Origin of the sequence: Klebsiella sp. B345 (genome assembly GCF_051131735.1) — a bacterium.
Classification (GTDB): Bacteria; Pseudomonadota; Gammaproteobacteria; order Enterobacterales; family Enterobacteriaceae; genus Klebsiella.
The window spans coordinates 4,094,929-4,112,241 of the sequence record NZ_CP180443.1; the positions used below are offsets into that span (position 1 = coordinate 4,094,929).

The window sequence follows — 17,313 nt, forward strand, 5'->3', positions numbered from 1 at the left end:
GCCAGACCGTTACTCTACGGCAAAGGCCTTTTCCAACCGGCTGTAGCCCAGTCCATTGATTTTCTTCACCTTGATCTGCACCGGGATCCGCTCTTTCATGGCTTCAACGTGGCTTATCACACCAATGATTTTTCCGCTGGCGTTGAGGGCATCCAGCGCATCCAGCGCGGTATCGAGGGTTTCGCTGTCGAGGGTGCCGAAGCCTTCATCGAGGAACAGCGAATCAATCCGCGTTTTGTGGCTGACGAGGTCGGAGAGCGCCAGCGCCAGCGCGAGGCTGACCAGGAAGCTTTCACCGCCGGACAGGGTGCGGGTGTCGCGAACGGCATCCGCCTGCCAGGTATCCACAACCTCCAGCTCCAGCGCTTCGCTGGCTTTACGCTGCAGCTGATAGCGGCCGTGCAGACGATTAAGCTGGTGATTCGCCAGCCACACCAGGTTATCCAGCGTTAAGCCCTGGGCGAATTTACGGAATTTATCCCCCTCTTTTGAACCGATCAGCGCATTCAGCCATCCCCAGTCTTCCAACTGCTGGGTAGCGAGCGCGATCTCCTCATGCAGTGCCTGCTGGCGCTGTTGATTCTCGCTGTTCTGCTTCAGCTGCTGGCGAATTTCCCCCTGACGCGCGCTATTCTCCCGCAGCAGCGGCGCCAGCTGCTGCAGGCGAGTCTGTACCGGTTCCAGCGGCTGGGTGGTGTCGACCTCTACCGGCGGCTGCTGTTGATGCTGGTTCAGCGCGTCGCGGGCGCGTAGGGAAAGTGCGCTGGCCTGCTGTAAGGCGCTTTCCAGCGCCTGCTTACGCAGCTCCAGATGCTGGCGGGTGTCGGCATCGAGCAGGGCGTCAAGGAACGCCTGACGATCGGCAAATGGGCTGCTGGCTAATGCGGCAGCGAGTTGGTTCTGCGTCTCCAGCAGCGCCTGCTGCTGCTGGCTCTCCTGTTGGCACAGGGTTTGCCACTGGCTTTGCAGAGCCAGGCAATCATCATGGACCTGGCGCCAGCCCGTGAGCGGCGCAGGTTCGGCGGCCTCGCTGGACTCCGGCAGGGTTTCCAACAGTGGGGTCAGTTGCTGAAGCTGCTCCTGAAGGGCGACGGATTGGTTCTGTTTTTCCTGCCAGTCACGGGTCTCTTGTTCTCGCTGCGCCAGCCAGCCCGTCGCTTGATCGGCCTGTGGAAGAGTGAGTGCGAAAGGAGCCAGTTCCGCAGTCAGCTGCGCCCGGCGCTGTTCCTGACTCTGTTGGCTCTGCTGCAACTGCTGCTGGAACGCCTGTTGTTGTGCCTGGCAGCCCAGCCGCTGCTGGTGCTGATAGAGTTGCTGTTCACGTTCTTCCTGCGCCGCCAGCCAGCCGGGAATATCGTCCTGCGGCTGCAGTTCACAGTGCAATGCGCTGACGGTGCTCTGCCATTGCGATGTAAGTGCTTGCTCCTGCTGGAGAAGGGATTCCAGCTCCTCTTTCTCGTTAAGCTGTTGTTTTAGCAACGCCTCCAGCTGACCACGCAACTGGGCGCCTTCTTCAGCCAGCTGTTTTACCTCGCGCTCGAGGCTATCCCGGCGAGCCTGGTTAACCCCAGGCTCCAGCGCCCGATATTCCGCGACGGCAGGATGCTCGCTGGATCCGCAAAGCGGGCACGGTGCGCCGGGCTGCAGGCGCGCGCGTTCTTCTTCCAGACCGGCAATACGGGCTTCCAGTTCGCAAATGGCTTTCACATCGCTGAACTGCTGGTTTTTCTCTTTATAAGCCAGACGGCGTTGGGCCAGCGTCGTTTCGAGCTTCTCCTGCTCCTGCTGGCGAGCCTGGCCGGCGGTTTGCAACTGCTGCTGGCGCTGGCGCAGCGGCAACAGGCGGCTATGCAGCATAGAGAGCTGCTGGCGTAGCGGGCGGGCGGCGGCGTGCTGTGCCAGGCTGGCGCTGACCTCGCCGGCATCCAGCGTCAGGGTTGTCGGGGGCAGCCCGGCCAGGGTGCGTTCGGTGTCGACCAGCCGTTGCTGCAGTTGCGCGTGCTGCTGTTCATCGCGGGCCTGCTGTGCGAACGCTTCCCGCCAGCCTGCCAGGGCGTTTCCCCACTGGCGGTAACGGTCGTGCTCCTGCAGCCACGCCGTGAGGGTGTGCTGGGCGGCCTGCAACTGGGTCAACTGCTGACTCGCGGCAAGGCGAATCCCCGCCCGTAGCCGCAGTTGGCCATGTAAGCGAGTGTTTACTTCTTCCACCTGACGGCGGGTGTGCGCCAGCGCGTTGGTCTGGTCTTGCTCGCGGTTCCACAGCGGGCGCAGCTGCTCTGCCGGCTGGGCTTTGAGTAAGGTAGAAAGCTGCGGCTGGGCCTGCTCCAGCGCCTGCTGCGCTTCCTGTAGCTGACGCTGGGCCTGGGTAGCTTCCGCACTCAGCTCCTGTTGGCGCAGCAGCCACTGCAGGGTGGTTTGCAGGCGAGTTTGTTCACTCACGAGTTGATGTTCATCATCAGTAAGTGCTTGCAAACTTTGTTGCAGCGCCTGCTGTTGCTCGGCGCTCAGAAGCAGCACGCCGGAGGCCTGCGCCTGCAGTTTATCCAGCTCGCTGCGGGCAAGCTTATGTTTTTCAAATACCTGGGCTGAAATCTGCCCGTATATTTCGGTTCCGGTCAGCTCCTCCAGCAGCTCCGCGCGCTCTTTGGGTTTGGCGTTAAGGAAGGCGGCAAACTGGCCCTGTGAAAGCAGCATTGAACGGGTAAAACGGCCATAATCCAGCCCGGTAAGTGAGGAGGTGAGCTCCAGCTTATCTTTGACTTTGTCGGCGAGGATCTGGCCATCGTCGCAGCGGGCCAGCTCGACGCGCGGGGCCTGCAGGTTGCCTTCCGGCTGGTTACGGGCGCGGTTCTGGCTCCAGAAAGCGCGATAGGCCGTCCCTTTGACCTCGAATTCCACCTCCGCCAGGCACTCGGCGGTGTCTCGGGTCATCAGATCGTTTTGCGATTGCGAGACGCTGCTCAGCCGCGGGGTTTCGTGATACAGCGCGAGGCAGATGGCGTCCAGTAGCGTGGTTTTCCCCGCACCGGTTGGCCCGGTGATGGCGAATAGCCCGTTGCTGGAGAACGGTTCAGCGGTGAAGTCGATTTTCCATTCGCCTTTTAGCGAGTTGATATTCTTCAGGCGCAAGCTCAGAATTTTCACAGGTGCTCCTCACCGTGCAGGCTATGCAACGTTTCGTTAAACAGCTGCTTCAGGCGCTGCTGCTGCGTCTCTTCCAGCGTTTCCTGTGCCAGGCGGCGTTCAAACACGTCTTCCACGCGTAATTCACTGAGCGTTTCGCGGCGTTCCCCGGCGAGGATCCGTTCGCGCTGGGCGCGGCTGCGGCGGACCAGCAGTACTTCCACCGGCAGGTCATCGGCCAGGGCCTGAATTTTACGTTGGATATCATGCAGGTATTCGTCGCTGGTGATTTCAATATCCAGCCATGTGACGGGGTTCGCTGGGGCGTCCCGCCACTGGGTGAGCTGTTCGCTGATGCTGGCGAAATCGCCTTTCAGGACCGCCAGCGGCTGGGTAACCGGCACCGTCAGCGGGCTAACGTCTGTCAGATAGCCGTCAGTAAACGTTACCAGATTGACGCTTTTACTTTTCCCGGTCTCGTCAAAGCTGAGGGAAATCGGTGAGCCGCTGTAGCGAATATGTTCGTTGCCGCCAACCAACTGCGCCCGGTGAATATGGCCGAGTGCAATATAGTCAACCGGCGGGAAATGGCTGGCGGGGAACGCTTCCAGGGTACCGATATAGATATCGCGTACGGCATCACTTTTACTGGCGCCGACGGTGGTCAGGTGACCGCTGGCAATAATCGGCAGCGGCCGATCGCCGCGCAGGGCGCAGGCCTGCTGATACTGCTGTTGATAATAGTCGCTGATAGCGCTTAACAGCTGCTGTTGCTTCTCGCCGCTTGAATGGCCGGCCTGGCTGGTGACCAGCTCGCGTGGGCGCAGGAAAGGCACCGGGCAAAAAACAGCGCCGGGGGTGCCGTCACGCAGGGGCAGGATAAAGGGGGCATGGCCCGCGTTGGCCACCACCGTGGTTTTCAAAAAGGCCAGGATATCGCGGGATTCATTCAGGGTCGCGACCGAATCATGATTGCCGGCCAGCACCACCAACTGGCAGCCGGTCTGCTGAAGCTGCACCACAAAGTGGTTATACAGTTCGCGGGCGTAGCTGGGAGGCGATCCGGTATCAAAAATATCGCCGGCGACAATAATGGCATCGACCTCGTGCTGCTGAGCAATGGACAGCAGCCAGTCGAGAAAGGCCGAATGTTCGGCGGCACGGCTTTTACTGTAAAAATTCTGACCCAGGTGCCAGTCAGAGGTATGAATGATGCGCATAATGATTTCCTGACGAAAAAGCATGAGCGCATTATACCCTTCATCCTTCAAGTTGCTTGGGTGTTAGCTGCACCCGTTCACCCCAGTCACTTACCCGAGTAAGCTCCTGGGGATTATGAGCCTCATTGATGATGAGGCTCACCCTTCGGGCCAGCGCAAGCGCTGTTCAAATCGGTTAATACCGATTTGTCACGGCCTTGCTGCCTACAAGCAACTCGAATAATTTTGGGTATATATTCTTCATCCTTCAGGTTGCCTCCCCGAGCCGCGATCGGATTGTCGGTTACTCCTTGTCATCATTCGAAATCTACGATCATCAGACGGTCATTTTTTTCATAAATCTGTCACAAAACTGACGCATAATGACGCCGCACTCTATACTGATGGCTAAAAAACACAGGGTAAATAATGGCGAGAAGAATTCTGGTCGTTGAAGATGAAGCTCCGATCCGCGAAATGGTCTGCTTTGTTCTGGAGCAAAACGGCTTTCAGCCCGTCGAGGCGGAAGATTATGACAGTGCGGTGAATCAACTCAATGAACCCTGGCCTGATTTGATTCTCCTTGACTGGATGTTGCCGGGCGGGTCGGGTCTGCAGTTTATTAAACAGCTGAAGCGCGAAGCGATGACCCGGGATATTCCGGTGGTGATGCTGACCGCACGCGGCGAAGAAGAAGACCGCGTTCGTGGCCTGGAAACCGGGGCCGACGATTACATCACCAAGCCTTTCTCACCGAAAGAGCTGGTGGCGCGTATCAAAGCGGTGATGCGTCGAATTTCGCCGATGGCGGTAGAAGAAGTGATTGAAATGCAAGGCCTTAGCCTGGATCCTTCCTCGCATCGCGTGATGACCGGTGAAAGTCCGCTGGACATGGGGCCAACGGAATTTAAATTATTACATTTCTTTATGACCCACCCGGAACGCGTGTACAGCCGCGAACAGCTGCTGAATCACGTCTGGGGTACGAACGTGTATGTAGAAGACCGAACGGTGGATGTGCACATTCGTCGTCTACGTAAAGCGCTGGAACTTAGCGGCCATGACCGGATGGTACAAACGGTTCGCGGCACAGGGTATCGTTTCTCCGCTCGTTTCTGAATGTCGACAGGAGTGTGAACCGTGCTGGAACGGCTGTCATGGAAAAGGCTGGCGCTTGAGCTTTTCTTATGTTGTATACCGGCCCTGATCCTTGGGGCGATTTTTGGTCACCTGCCGTGGTTTTTGTTAGCGGCGGTGACCGGCCTGCTGATATGGCATTTCTGGAACCTGATGCGCCTGTCGTGGTGGCTGTGGGTTGACCGCAGCATGACGCCGCCGCCGGGAAGCGGCAGCTGGGAACCGTTGCTGTATGGCCTCCACCAGATGCAAATGCGTAATAAAAAGCGCCGACGCGAGCTGGGCAGTCTGATCAAACGCTTTCGTAGCGGGGCCGAGTCGTTGCCCGATGCGGTGGTGCTGACGACGGAGGAGGGGGCCATCTTCTGGTGTAATGGCCTGGCGCAGCAGATCCTGAATCTGCGCTGGCCGGACGACAGCGGACAAAACATTCTCAACCTTCTGCGTTACCCTGAATTTGCCAACTACCTCAAAAACAGAGACTTCTCCAAACCTCTCAATCTGGTGCTGAATACGGCTCGCCATCTGGAGATCCGCGTGATGCCCTACAGCGACAAACAGTGGCTGATGGTGGCACGCGACGTCACGCAGATGCACCAGCTTGAAGGGGCGCGACGCAACTTTTTTGCCAACGTTAGCCACGAGCTGCGCACGCCGTTGACGGTGCTGCAGGGCTATCTGGAGATGATGCAGGAACAGGTGCTGGAAGGGATGACGCGCGAGAAAGCCCTGCATACCATGCGCGAGCAAACTCAGCGCATGGAAGGGCTGGTCAAACAGCTGCTAACCCTGTCGCGTATTGAAGCCGCACCGTCGCTGGCGATGAATGACAAAATTGACGTGCCGATGATGCTGCGGGTGGTGGAGCGCGAAGCGCAGACCCTTAGCCAGCAGAAGCACAGCCTGCATTTCGCGGTGGATGACGGCCTGCAGGTGCTCGGCAATGAAGAGCAGCTGCGTAGCGCGATATCCAACCTGGTGTATAACGCCATTAACCATACGCCCGCCGGAACGGAGATTACCGTTAGCTGGCAGCGGGCGCCCCATGGCGCGCTGTTTAGCGTCGAGGATAACGGCCCCGGTATTGCGCCGGAGCATATTCCGCGCCTGACCGAGCGGTTTTATCGCGTCGATAAAGCCCGTTCGCGGCAGACCGGCGGCAGCGGCCTGGGGCTGGCTATCGTCAAACATGCGGTCAATCATCACGACAGTCGACTGGAAATTGAGAGTACCCTGGGCAAGGGGACGCGGTTTAGCTTCTTGCTCCCGGAACGTTTAATTGCCAAAAAAAGCGCCTGATCGCCTGCCTGTCAGCATTACTTGCCAATGACCAGCTTCGGCTGGTCGTTTTCGTTTGCAGTCACTTTTTCCCCGCGTAATTAATGAACGTCTGCTGCTTTTTTGTTCGCATGATTAGCCATGGGTTTTCTATCAATATGGTGAATAGTTTTGGATAAAAATAGAGAGTTAGCATAATCATCTGCTTTCACGATCCCGCCTTGCATTAAAACGTTATAAGCGTTTAAATTGCCCCCCATGCAGTCGCAGACAGACTGTTTTTGCGTGGTAATTCAAAAAACAATTCTTTCCCACGCCGCTTCGGGAGCATATCTCGCTGAGTTTTCCGGCAATCGCCGCTGTATCATCCCAAGGGGAAAGCACGGTATTTCCGTTTGTTAATAACACCACATCCACAGGCAGTAATGAATTTATGACCCATCAGTTAAAATCGCGCGACATCATTGCGTTGGGCTTTATGACCTTCGCGTTGTTTGTTGGCGCCGGCAACATTATCTTCCCTCCGATGGTCGGTTTACAGGCTGGTGAACACGTCTGGACCGCGGCAATTGGCTTCCTGATTACGGCGGTGGGTCTCCCTGTCCTTACGGTCGTGGCGCTGGCGAAAGTCGGTGGTGGTGTTGAAAGCCTGAGCACGCCGATCGGTAAAGTCGCCGGTATTCTGCTGGCGGTCGTGTGCTATCTGGCCGTCGGTCCGTTGTTCGCGACGCCGCGTACTGCCACGGTTTCCTTTGAAGTCGGCATTGCGCCGCTGACCGGCGACGGCGCGCTGCCGCTGCTGATTTATAGCGTGATCTATTTTGCGCTGGTGATTCTGGTTTCGCTGTATCCGGGCAAACTGCTCGATACGGTGGGCAACTTCCTGGCGCCTCTGAAAATCGTTGCCCTGATTATTCTTTCCGTGGCGGCGATTGTCTGGCCGGCCGGCCCGATCAGCAACGCGATGGAGGCGTATCGTACCGCCTCATTCTCCAACGGTTTCGTTAACGGTTACCTGACGATGGATACCCTCGGCGCGATGGTCTTCGGTATCGTGATTGTTAACGCCGCGCGTTCTCGTGGCGTAAGCGAAGCGCGCTTGCTGACCCGCTACACCGTTTGGGCCGGATTAATGGCCGGTGTTGGCTTGACGCTGCTGTATCTGGCGCTGTTCCGCCTCGGTTCCGATAGCGCGACCCTGGTGGATCAATCTGCTAACGGCGCGGCGATCCTCCACGCTTACGTGCAGCACACCTTTGGCGGGGCGGGCAGCTTCATGCTGGCGGCGCTGATTTTCATCGCCTGTCTGGTCACCGCGGTTGGCCTGACCTGCGCCTGTGCCGAGTTTTTCGCGCAGTATCTGCCGTTATCCTATCGCACGCTGGTGTTTATCCTCGGCCTGTTCTCGATGGCGATCTCCAACCTCGGTCTGAGCCATCTGATTCAGATTTCGATTCCGGTGCTCACGGCCATCTATCCGCCGTGTATCGCACTGGTGGTATTAAGCTTTACCCGCAACTGGTGGCATAATTCGACCCGCGTTATTGCGCCGGCCATGTTTATCAGCCTGATGTTTGGTATCATTGACGGCATTAAATCGTCGGCGATTGCGGATATGCTGCCGGCCTGGACCGCTCGTCTGCCGATGGCTGAACAGGGTCTGGCCTGGTTAATGCCGACCGCGGTGATGGTGGTTCTGGCGATTATCTGGGACCGTACCGCTGGGCGTCAGGTGACTTCCAGCGCACACTAACCGGCGTTTTTAAGTAGTGTTAAGCCACGGGACTTCGGGTCCCGTGGTTTTTTGTTTTTTAAGTCATCCCCTTTTGGTTTTTGCCCCCGCGAAGGCCCAAAGAGAAAAACGGCATGGAATACGATGGAAAGTAACAACAAACTTAAGCGCGGGCTAAGTACCCGGCATATTCGCTTTATGGCACTGGGTTCGGCCATTGGTACCGGTCTGTTCTACGGTTCGGCGGACGCCATTAAAATGGCCGGCCCGAGCGTGCTGCTGGCCTATATTATCGGCGGCGTGGCGGCGTACATCATCATGCGCGCGCTCGGCGAGATGTCGGTACATAACCCGGCCGCCAGCTCATTTTCACGCTATGCGCAGGACTATCTTGGCCCGCTGGCGGGCTATATCACCGGCTGGACCTATTGCTTTGAAATCCTGATCGTGGCGATTGCCGACGTGACGGCTTTCGGCATCTATATGGGGGTGTGGTTCCCGACGGTGCCGCACTGGATTTGGGTGCTGAGCGTGGTGCTGATCATCTGCGCCGTTAACCTGATGAGCGTCAAGGTGTTCGGCGAGCTGGAATTCTGGTTCTCGTTCTTTAAAGTCGCCACCATCATCATCATGATTATTGCCGGTTTTGGCATCATTATCTGGGGTATTGGTAACGGGGGGCAGCCCACCGGCATCCATAATCTCTGGAGCAACGGCGGCTTCTTCAGCAACGGCTGGCTGGGAATGGTGATGTCGCTGCAGATGGTGATGTTCGCCTACGGTGGGATTGAGATCATCGGTATTACCGCTGGTGAAGCCAAAGACCCGGAGAAATCCATCCCGCGGGCGATTAACTCCGTACCGATGCGTATTCTGGTGTTCTATGTGGGCACGCTGTTTGTGATCATGTCGATTTACCCGTGGAATCAGGTCGGGACCAACGGCAGTCCGTTCGTGTTGACCTTCCAGCATATGGGCATTGCCTTTGCTGCCAGCATCCTCAACTTTGTGGTCCTGACCGCCTCGCTGTCGGCGATTAATAGTGATGTCTTCGGCGTTGGCCGGATGCTGCACGGGATGGCGGAGCAGGGCAGTGCGCCGAAGTTTTTCGCGAAAACCTCGCGCCGTGGTATCCCGTGGGTGACGGTGCTGGTGATGACCGTGGCGCTGCTGTTTGCGGTCTATCTGAACTACATCATGCCGGAAAACGTCTTCCTGGTGATTGCTTCACTGGCGACCTTCGCAACCGTCTGGGTGTGGATTATGATCCTGCTGTCGCAGATTGCCTTCCGCCGTCGTCTGCCGCCTGAAGAGGCGAAAGCGCTGAAGTTTAAAGTCCCTGGCGGTATCGCCACCACGGCCGTAGGGCTGGTGTTCCTGGTGTTTATTATTGCGCTGATTGGCTATCACCCGGAAACCCGCATCTCGCTGTACGTTGGCTTTGCGTGGATTGCGCTGCTGTTAGTGGGCTGGACGTTCAAAACCCGCCGCGACCGCCGCCTGGCGCAGGCACAGTAAGCTTGTCCCTGGCCTGCCGGATAGCCAGACGCTTTCCGGCAGGCACATTCTCCGCCCCCATTATCCTCCCCTAATAATTCCTGCGATGATGAGTCATACGCCTGTGCGCTATGGCAAGGTGTGCCTATTCTGAACAAAGAGGAACGACGATGTTGAAGGCATGGCACCTGCCTGTAGCTCCCTTTATCAAAGAGCAACAGGAACGACTCTTTATCACGTTATGGTTGAGCGGCGATGACCTGCCGCAGCGTGTCACGCTGCGCGCAGAAGAAGATAATGAAGAGCTGTCGCTGCCTATGCACCGGCTGCGGCAGGAACCGCATCCGGGCGTCGTCGCGTGGCGCGGCGAGATCAATCTTGCCAGCGGGCAGCCGCGTCGGCGCTATAGTTTTAAACTGCTGTGGGCCGACCGCCAGCGCTGGTTCACCCCGCAGGGATTACAGGCTTTCCCGCCGGCGCGTCTGGAGCAGTTTGCCGTCGACCTGCCGGACAGCGGCCCGCAATGGGTTGCCGATCAGGTCTTTTATCAAATCTTCCCGGACCGTTTTGCCCGCAGCGAGCCGCGGGAAGCGGGACAGGATCAGGTCTATCACCACCACGCTGCCGGGCACGATATCGTGCAGAAAGCGTGGGATGAACCGCTCACCGGTGAGGCGGGTGGTTCGACGTTTTATGGTGGCGATCTTGATGGCATCAGCGAGAAGCTGCCGTACCTCAAGCAGCTTGGTGTCACCGCGCTGTATCTGAACCCGGTGTTTGTCGCACCGAGCGTGCATAAATACGATACAGAAGATTATCGTCGCGTCGACCCGCAGTTTGGCGGCGATGCCGCGCTGCAGCGTCTTCGCCACAATACGCAACGGGAAGGGATGCGCCTGATCCTTGACGGCGTGTTTAACCATTCCGGGGATTCCCACGCCTGGTTCGACCGCCATCAGCGCGGGAGCGGCGGGGCCTGTCACCATGCGGATTCGCCGTGGCGTGACTGGTTTACGATCTCTGAAGAAGGCGAAGCACATAACTGGCTGGGCTATGCCAGCCTGCCTAAGCTGGACTACCGCTCCGAGAGCCTGGTGAATGAAATCTATGCCGGGGAAGACAGCATTGTGCGCCACTGGCTGAAAGCGCCGTGGAGTATGGACGGCTGGCGGCTGGACGTGGTGCATATGCTGGGGGAAGGCGGCGGCGCGCGGAATAATCTGCAGCATATTGCCGGCATTACCCGGGCGGCGAAAGAAGAGCAGCCAGAGGCTTTTGTTTTTGGTGAACATTTTGGTGATGCTCGCCAGTGGTTGCAGGCCGATGCCGAAGATGCGGCGATGAACTATCGTGGGTTTACCTTCCCGCTGTGGGGCTTCCTCGCCAATACCGATATCTCGTACGATCCGCAAAAAATCGATGCGCAAACCTGCGTCGCCTGGATGGAGAACTATCGCGCCGGACTGTCTCATCAGCAGCAGTTGCGGATGTTCAACCAGCTGGATAGCCACGATACTGCACGATTTAAGTCGCTGCTGGGGAAAGATGTGGCTCGCCTGCCGCTGGCGGTCGTGTGGCTGTTTTGCTGGCCGGGTGTACCGTGCATTTACTACGGCGATGAAGTGGGCGTCGACGGCAATAACGATCCGTTCTGCCGCAAACCCTTCCCGTGGGACCCGGCGCTGCAGGATACCGCGCTGCTGGGGCTGTATAAGCGGATAGCGAAGCTGCGTAAAGCCAGCCAGGCATTGCGCTACGGTGGCTGCCAGGTGATTTATGCCGAGGAGAACGTGGTGGTCTTTGCCCGCGTCTACAAGCAACAGCGGGTACTGATTGCCATCAACCGGGGCGAAGCCTGCGAGGTGGTGGTCGAGGATTCACCGCTTCTGAACGTCGAGGAATGGCTGCTGAAAGAAGGTGCTGGCGTGCTGCACGACGGGGTGCTGGCATTGCCCGCGATCTCTGCCAGCGTGTGGTTCAGCCGTCAGGCGTAAAGCTGACTGAGGAACGATTCATGGAGAAGGGCCTCGCGCCACCAGCGCTGGGCCAGTCCGTCGTTATCGCTGCGCCAGGCTATATAGGCCAGATCTTTTTCGCGGCAGGAGATGACGGACTTCTCAAGCAGCTCGCCACTCTCCAGCCACGGCTGCGCGATATGGCGGGGCAGAAAACCGCAGCCCACGCCAGCCCGCAGCAGCGCCACCTTACTGGCAAAATCGTCGACGCGAATCTGAAGCTGCTCGGTGAGCAGGTTGCTGTTCAGCGGCTGACAATAGCGGGCGCTGTCGCTAATCACCACCGCACGGTGCAGGCTGAGCTGTTTGTTGCTGAGCGGCTGGGTGGTGGCGGCCAGCGGATGGTTGGCCGCAACGACAAAGACGTTATCCAGCGTACCGGCCATTTTCCATGACCACTCTGCAGACGTAGGCGGTTCGTTAATGGCGCCGAGGATCATATCGGCGCCGTTGCGGGTCAGCTCCTCCCAGGATCCAGCCAGCGTATGGTGGGTAAAGTTGAGCCGGGTCTGCGGATTTTGCGCGTAAAAGGCATCGATCAACGGCAGCAGGCGTTCAAAAGGGAAAGAGGCGTCGAGGGCGATCGCCAGATCCCGTTCCCAACCGGCGCTCAGCTGTTTGGCCTGTTTTTCCAGATCTTTAGCGGCATTGATCAATAGCCGTCCCTTCTCCAGCACCATTCTTCCGGTATCGGTAAATTTTGCCCGGTGACCGCTGCGATCAAGCAGGGTGATATCCAGATCGCTTTCCAGCTTTTGGATCATATAGCTCAGGGCCGCTGGCGTTTTGTAGAGTGATTCTGCGGCGGTGGCGAATGAACCATGGGTTTCTAAAGCATCCAGAATAAGCAGCACATCAAGGTTTAAGCGCATCAATAAGTTACCGGAAAAAATAGGGTGACTCAGTTTTACCGAACCCGACATTCAATGCCAGTGAATAATTTAGAACCCTTTCGCGTAATTTTTTGATAAATATCGCGATCGTTGTTCATTAGCACTTTGGTTTCATACTTTCTTATTTTCGAAAAATAGCACAGTGAATTTCTTTAATAACTCGTTAGAAATTACTGACTATACTCAGCATGCTTTATCCGTCACGATCCGACCCACAACAGTGTTTGCCATATATCTTTAACTCATTGATTAAGAAGGTATTCATGTCTATTCGGGAACTGATCGACCCAACCAACTCCGCCCTTATCTTTATTGACCATCAACCGCAAATGTCCTTTGGCGTAGCCAATATTGACCGTCAGACACTTAAAAATAATACCGTTGCCCTGGCGAAAGCCGGCAAGATTTTTAATGTCCCGGTGATTTACACCTCTGTAGAAACCAAAAGCTTCAGCGGCTACATCTGGCCGGAATTACTGGCCGTCCATCCGCAGGTTAAACCGATTGAACGTACATCGATGAACTCCTGGGAAGATGCTGCTTTTGTTAAAGCCGTGAAAGCGACGGGTCGCAAGAAATTGATTATCTCCGCGCTGTGGACCGAAGTGTGCCTGACCTTCCCGGCGCTGATGGCGCTGGAAGAAGGGTTCGAAGTCTACGTGGTCACCGACACCTCCGGCGGGACCTCCGTGGATGCCCATGAGCGTTCTATCGATCGCATGGTGCAGGCTGGCGCAGTACCGGTGACCTGGCAGCAGGTTCTGCTCGAGTACCAGCGCGACTGGTCCCGTAAAGAGACCTACGATGCGGTGATGGATCTGGTTCGTGAACACAGCGGTGCTTACGGCATGGGCGTGGATTATGCCTATACCATGGTGCACGGCGCGCCGGAACGTAAAGCCTAAATACACTTCCTCCTTCATGCTGCGTCTTTGTTGGTTTCGTTTGCCGGCCTCGACGCAGCATGAATGATTTTGTGTATTGTCATTCATGGCGAATGGTGGGGTCACCCGCGATTCGTCCGCAGCAAGGAGCCCGGTAATGACGCAGCAGAAATCGGTGACCCTGGTGATAAGCCATATGCTCGACCCCGAGCACGGGGAACGCTATGAACAGTGGCTCGGTAAAATTATGCCCATCGCGGCGGAGTTTCCTGGCCATCTTGGCGCTAACGTGATTCGCCCGACTCCCGGGCAGAATCTCTGGAGCGTCATTATTCGTTTTGACACCATTGAACACCTCTACGCCTGGACGCAGTCATCAACGCGTCACGAGCTGGTGGCGGAAATCGCGCCGCTGCTCAATGAAGGCGATCGCACGGAAATTCGTACCGAACCGGCGTTCTGGTTTACCCCACCCGTCACCAACGTGCGCCAGCCGCTGCGCTGGAAGCAGTTTCTGATCACGCTGCTGGTGATTTTCCCCAGTACTAATCTGGTGCCCTGGCTGACCGGGATGTTCCTTCCCTCGATGCGGGGTAGCTTGTTGCTGCATTTGATTAATGATGCCTGTGTGGTCGCGCTGGTGGTCTGGTTCTGGATGCCCATCGTGACCCGTCTGTTTGCTGGCTGGTTAAAGAAAAACTGAGCCAGACGCCTGGAGGAGAGCGTTATGTCGCAAACTGCCACACTGATCCTGACAAATGGTCGCATCCATACTCTCGATCAAAACAACCCGTTGACCGAGGCCATCGCCATCGCCGACGGTAAGATCCTCGCCACCGGCAGCCGCGATCGGATCATGAGCTTTGCTGCTGAAGGGACGCAGATCGTCGATCTGCAGGGCCATACGGTGATCCCGGGCCTCAACGATTCCCACCTGCACCTGATCCGCGGCGGGCTGAACTATAACCTTGAGCTGCGTTGGGAAGGCGTTCCGTCACTGGCGGATGCGCTGCGGATGCTAAAAGATCAGGCCGATCGCACGCCGTCGCCGCAGTGGATTCGCGTGGTTGGCGGCTGGAGCGAGTTCCAGTTCGCCGAACGGCGAATGCCGACCCTCGAAGAGTTAAACGAGGCGGCACCGGATACCCCAGTCTTTGTGCTGCACCTCTACGATCGCGCGCTGCTGAATCGCGCTGCACTGAAGGCGGTGGGCTACACCAAAGAGACGCCGGACCCGGCCGGGGGCGAAATCGTGCGCGATAGCCGCGGTAACCCCACCGGGATGCTGATCGCCAAACCGAACGCCATGATCCTGTACGCTACGCTGGCCAAAGGGCCGAAGCTGCCGCTGGAGATGCAGGTTAACTCGACGCGCCAGTTTATGCGTGAGCTGAACCGGCTCGGCCTGACCAGCGCCATTGATGCCGGGGGCGGTTTCCAGAACTACCCGGAAGATTATCAAATTATTGAACAGCTGCATGCGCAAGAGCAGATGACCGTGCGCATTGCCTATAACCTGTTTACCCAGCGTCCTAAACAGGAGCTGGACGATTTCGAGCGCTGGACCGATATGCTGAAACCGGGGCAGGGGACCGACTTCTTCCGCGCCAACGGCGCTGGCGAAATGCTGGTGTTCTCGGCGGCAGACTTTGAAGATTTCCTGCAGCCGCGTCCGGATCTGCCTGAAGGGATGGAAGACGAGCTGGAGCGCGTGGTTCGTCATCTGGTGGAGCATCGCTGGCCGTTCCGCCTGCATGCCACCTACGATGAGTCGATCGGCCGGATGCTCAACGTCTTCGAGAAGGTGAACCGCGATATTCCGTTTAACGGTCTGCACTGGTTCTTCGACCATGCCGAAACCATCACCGAGCGGAATATTGAGCGCGTGAAGGCGCTGGGCGGCGGGATCGCGGTACAGCACAGGATGGCATTCCAGGGGGAATATTTTGTCGACCGCTATGGTAAAGATGCGGTGAAACATACCCCGCCGGTGGCGAAAATGCTGGAACTGGAGGTGCCGGTTGGGCTGGGGACCGATGCGACGCGGGTGGCGAGTTACAACCCGTGGACCGCGCTCTACTGGCTGGTCTCCGGGCGTACCGTGGGCGGCATGGCGATGTATGACGAGAGTAACCGTCTGTCGCGCGACGTGGCGCTTGAACTATGGACGGCGGGTAGCGCCTGGTTCTCCAGCGAGCAGGGTAAAAAAGGGCGGATCGAGAACGGCCAGTTGGCGGACCTGGTGGTGCTGTCAAAAGACTACTTCAGCGTACCGGAAGAGGAAATCAAAGGTATCGAATCGGTGCTGACGGTAGTTGACGGCAAAGTGGTTTACGCTGCCGGACACTTCTCGCCGCTCGCACCGCCGCCGATTCCGGTGGTGCCGGACTGGTCGCCGGTGGTCAAGGTGCCGGGCCACTATCGTTCCGCACCGCCTGCGGCGGCGAAAATTGGGGCAATCGTGCAGATGCATCAGTGCTGCGGCAGTTGTGGCGTGCATGGTCATCAGCATGATATCGCCCGTCAGTCGTCGATCCCGGTCTCCGACGATCGGGCATTTTGGGGGGCGTTGGGTTGCTCCTGCTTCGCGTTTTAATCCTGAGACATTAGCTGTGTTCCCCCGGCGAGTTAGCCGGGGGTTGCCTCGCGTAGCCATCTGTCGGGCGCGGTATCCGCGTGCCGGGTTTAGCCCCGGTTTTGAGAGCCAAATAGCTGAATACGGCGGGCGATCATCTCGCGTACGGGCAGCAGGCCTTGCTGGATAACTTTACGCGGATCGTTAATGTCGTGGCTGTTATCGGCGGCAAACAACGCTTTCACGGCCTCACACCAGGCGTACATATTTTCGGTGTTGACGTTAATTTTAGCCGTACCACAGCCAATCGCTTTGCGCATATCCTCATCGGCAATACCGGTTCCGCCGTGCAGCACCAGCGGAACCTTCACCAGCTCGGATATCGCTTTCATTTCAGCAAACCCCAGTTTCGCTTTCCCTTTATAAAGCCCGTGTGTTGAACCGAGTGCCGCAGCAAGGCAATCCACCTGCGTTTCTCTGACCAGGGTGTAGCACTCCTGTGGGTCAGCATAGATAACCTCTGAGTTGACGATACCATCTTCACTTCCGGCAATCGTTCCCAGCTCGGCTTCAACCGATATTCCTCTGCTGTGTGCCAGTTCAACCAGATGGCGGGTGATGGCCAGGTTTTCCGCAAATGGCAGATGGGAACCATCAAACATAATTGAGCTAAACCCGGCTTCGATAGCCGCTTCACAAGCCTCACGGGTTGTCCCGTGATCGAGATGTAATGCTACCGGAATATCAATCTGTAGATAGTCCATCGCATTAACCACGATGTCATGAATGCATTTCAGGCCCAGCATATGTTTCACCGTGCCGCCGGAAACGCCCAAAATAACGGGCGACCGCAGCTGTTGCCCGGTACTTAATACAGTACCAACCCATTCCAGATTATTAATATTGAACTGCCCTACGGCATAACCGTCCCGTAGGGCATGCTGAAGCATGTCCTTCATAGATACTAACATAATCACCTC

12 protein-coding genes are annotated in these 17,313 nt (G+C 57.3%); 8 read left to right on the plus strand and 4 right to left on the minus strand.

The genetic code is table 11. From position 1 onward, the window contains the following. Nucleotides 1–9: 9 nt before the first annotated feature. Nucleotides 10–3,144 (minus strand): exonuclease subunit SbcC, encoded by a 3,135-nt coding sequence (gene sbcC / locus ACMYSO_RS19235; protein WP_434666891.1) that lies wholly within the window; start codon nt 3,142–3,144, stop codon nt 10–12. Beyond that, nucleotides 3,141–4,343, minus strand: a complete 1,203-nt coding sequence (sbcD, locus tag ACMYSO_RS19240; protein WP_434666894.1) for an exonuclease subunit SbcD — start codon at nt 4,341–4,343, stop codon at nt 3,141–3,143. The genes sbcC and sbcD overlap by 4 nt, the downstream gene beginning before the upstream one ends. Nucleotides 4,344–4,751: 408 nt before the next feature. Here sbcD and phoB point away from each other — a divergent pair, with 408 nt between their 5' ends. The 5 genes from phoB (at nt 4,752) to malZ (ending at nt 11,960) form a co-directional block, all read left to right on the plus strand. Then, nucleotides 4,752–5,441, plus strand: coding sequence for a phosphate response regulator transcription factor PhoB (gene phoB / locus ACMYSO_RS19245; protein WP_123755653.1), 690 nt, complete (start codon nt 4,752–4,754; stop codon nt 5,439–5,441). Nucleotides 5,442–5,462: 21 nt separating this feature from the next. Then, nucleotides 5,463–6,758, plus strand: coding sequence for a phosphate regulon sensor histidine kinase PhoR (gene phoR / locus ACMYSO_RS19250; RefSeq protein WP_434666897.1), 1,296 nt, complete (start codon nt 5,463–5,465; stop codon nt 6,756–6,758). A 412-nt stretch (nt 6,759–7,170) separates the two neighbouring features. Continuing rightward, nucleotides 7,171–8,490, plus strand: coding sequence for a branched-chain amino acid transporter carrier protein BrnQ (gene brnQ / locus ACMYSO_RS19255; RefSeq protein WP_434666900.1), 1,320 nt, complete (start codon nt 7,171–7,173; stop codon nt 8,488–8,490). 123 nt (nt 8,491–8,613) lie between these two features. Continuing rightward, entirely contained in the window at nt 8,614–9,987 is a 1,374-nt protein-coding gene (gene proY / locus ACMYSO_RS19260) for a proline-specific permease ProY (protein ID WP_434586191.1), read from the plus strand. Between the two features lie 149 nt (nt 9,988–10,136). Then, a complete protein-coding gene (malZ, locus tag ACMYSO_RS19265; protein WP_434666902.1) occupies nt 10,137–11,960 on the plus strand; it encodes a maltodextrin glucosidase in 1,824 nt (607 codons plus the stop codon). Here malZ and ACMYSO_RS19270 read toward each other — a convergent pair. Beyond that, on the minus strand, nt 11,951–12,853 hold the full coding sequence (locus ACMYSO_RS19270) for a LysR substrate-binding domain-containing protein (protein WP_123756217.1): 903 nt from the start codon (nt 12,851–12,853) through the stop codon (nt 11,951–11,953). The genes malZ and ACMYSO_RS19270 overlap by 10 nt on opposite strands. Nucleotides 12,854–13,137: 284 nt before the next feature. Here ACMYSO_RS19270 and ACMYSO_RS19275 point away from each other — a divergent pair, with 284 nt between their 5' ends. The 3 genes from ACMYSO_RS19275 (at nt 13,138) to ACMYSO_RS19285 (ending at nt 16,354) form a co-directional block, all read left to right on the plus strand. Continuing rightward, nucleotides 13,138–13,779 (plus strand): hydrolase, encoded by a 642-nt coding sequence (locus ACMYSO_RS19275; RefSeq protein ID WP_032689277.1) that lies wholly within the window; start codon nt 13,138–13,140, stop codon nt 13,777–13,779. Between the two features lie 136 nt (nt 13,780–13,915). Continuing rightward, nucleotides 13,916–14,461, plus strand: coding sequence for an antibiotic biosynthesis monooxygenase (locus ACMYSO_RS19280; protein ID WP_434586188.1), 546 nt, complete (start codon nt 13,916–13,918; stop codon nt 14,459–14,461). Between the two features lie 24 nt (nt 14,462–14,485). Beyond that, nucleotides 14,486–16,354, plus strand: coding sequence for an amidohydrolase (locus ACMYSO_RS19285; RefSeq protein ID WP_434666905.1), 1,869 nt, complete (start codon nt 14,486–14,488; stop codon nt 16,352–16,354). A gap of 89 nt (nt 16,355–16,443) precedes the next feature. Here the strand turns inward: ACMYSO_RS19285 and fba are convergent, their stop codons facing one another. After that, nucleotides 16,444–17,304, minus strand: coding sequence for a class II fructose-1,6-bisphosphate aldolase (gene fba, locus ACMYSO_RS19290; protein ID WP_434666907.1), 861 nt, complete (start codon nt 17,302–17,304; stop codon nt 16,444–16,446). Nucleotides 17,305–17,313: the final 9 nt, after the last annotated feature.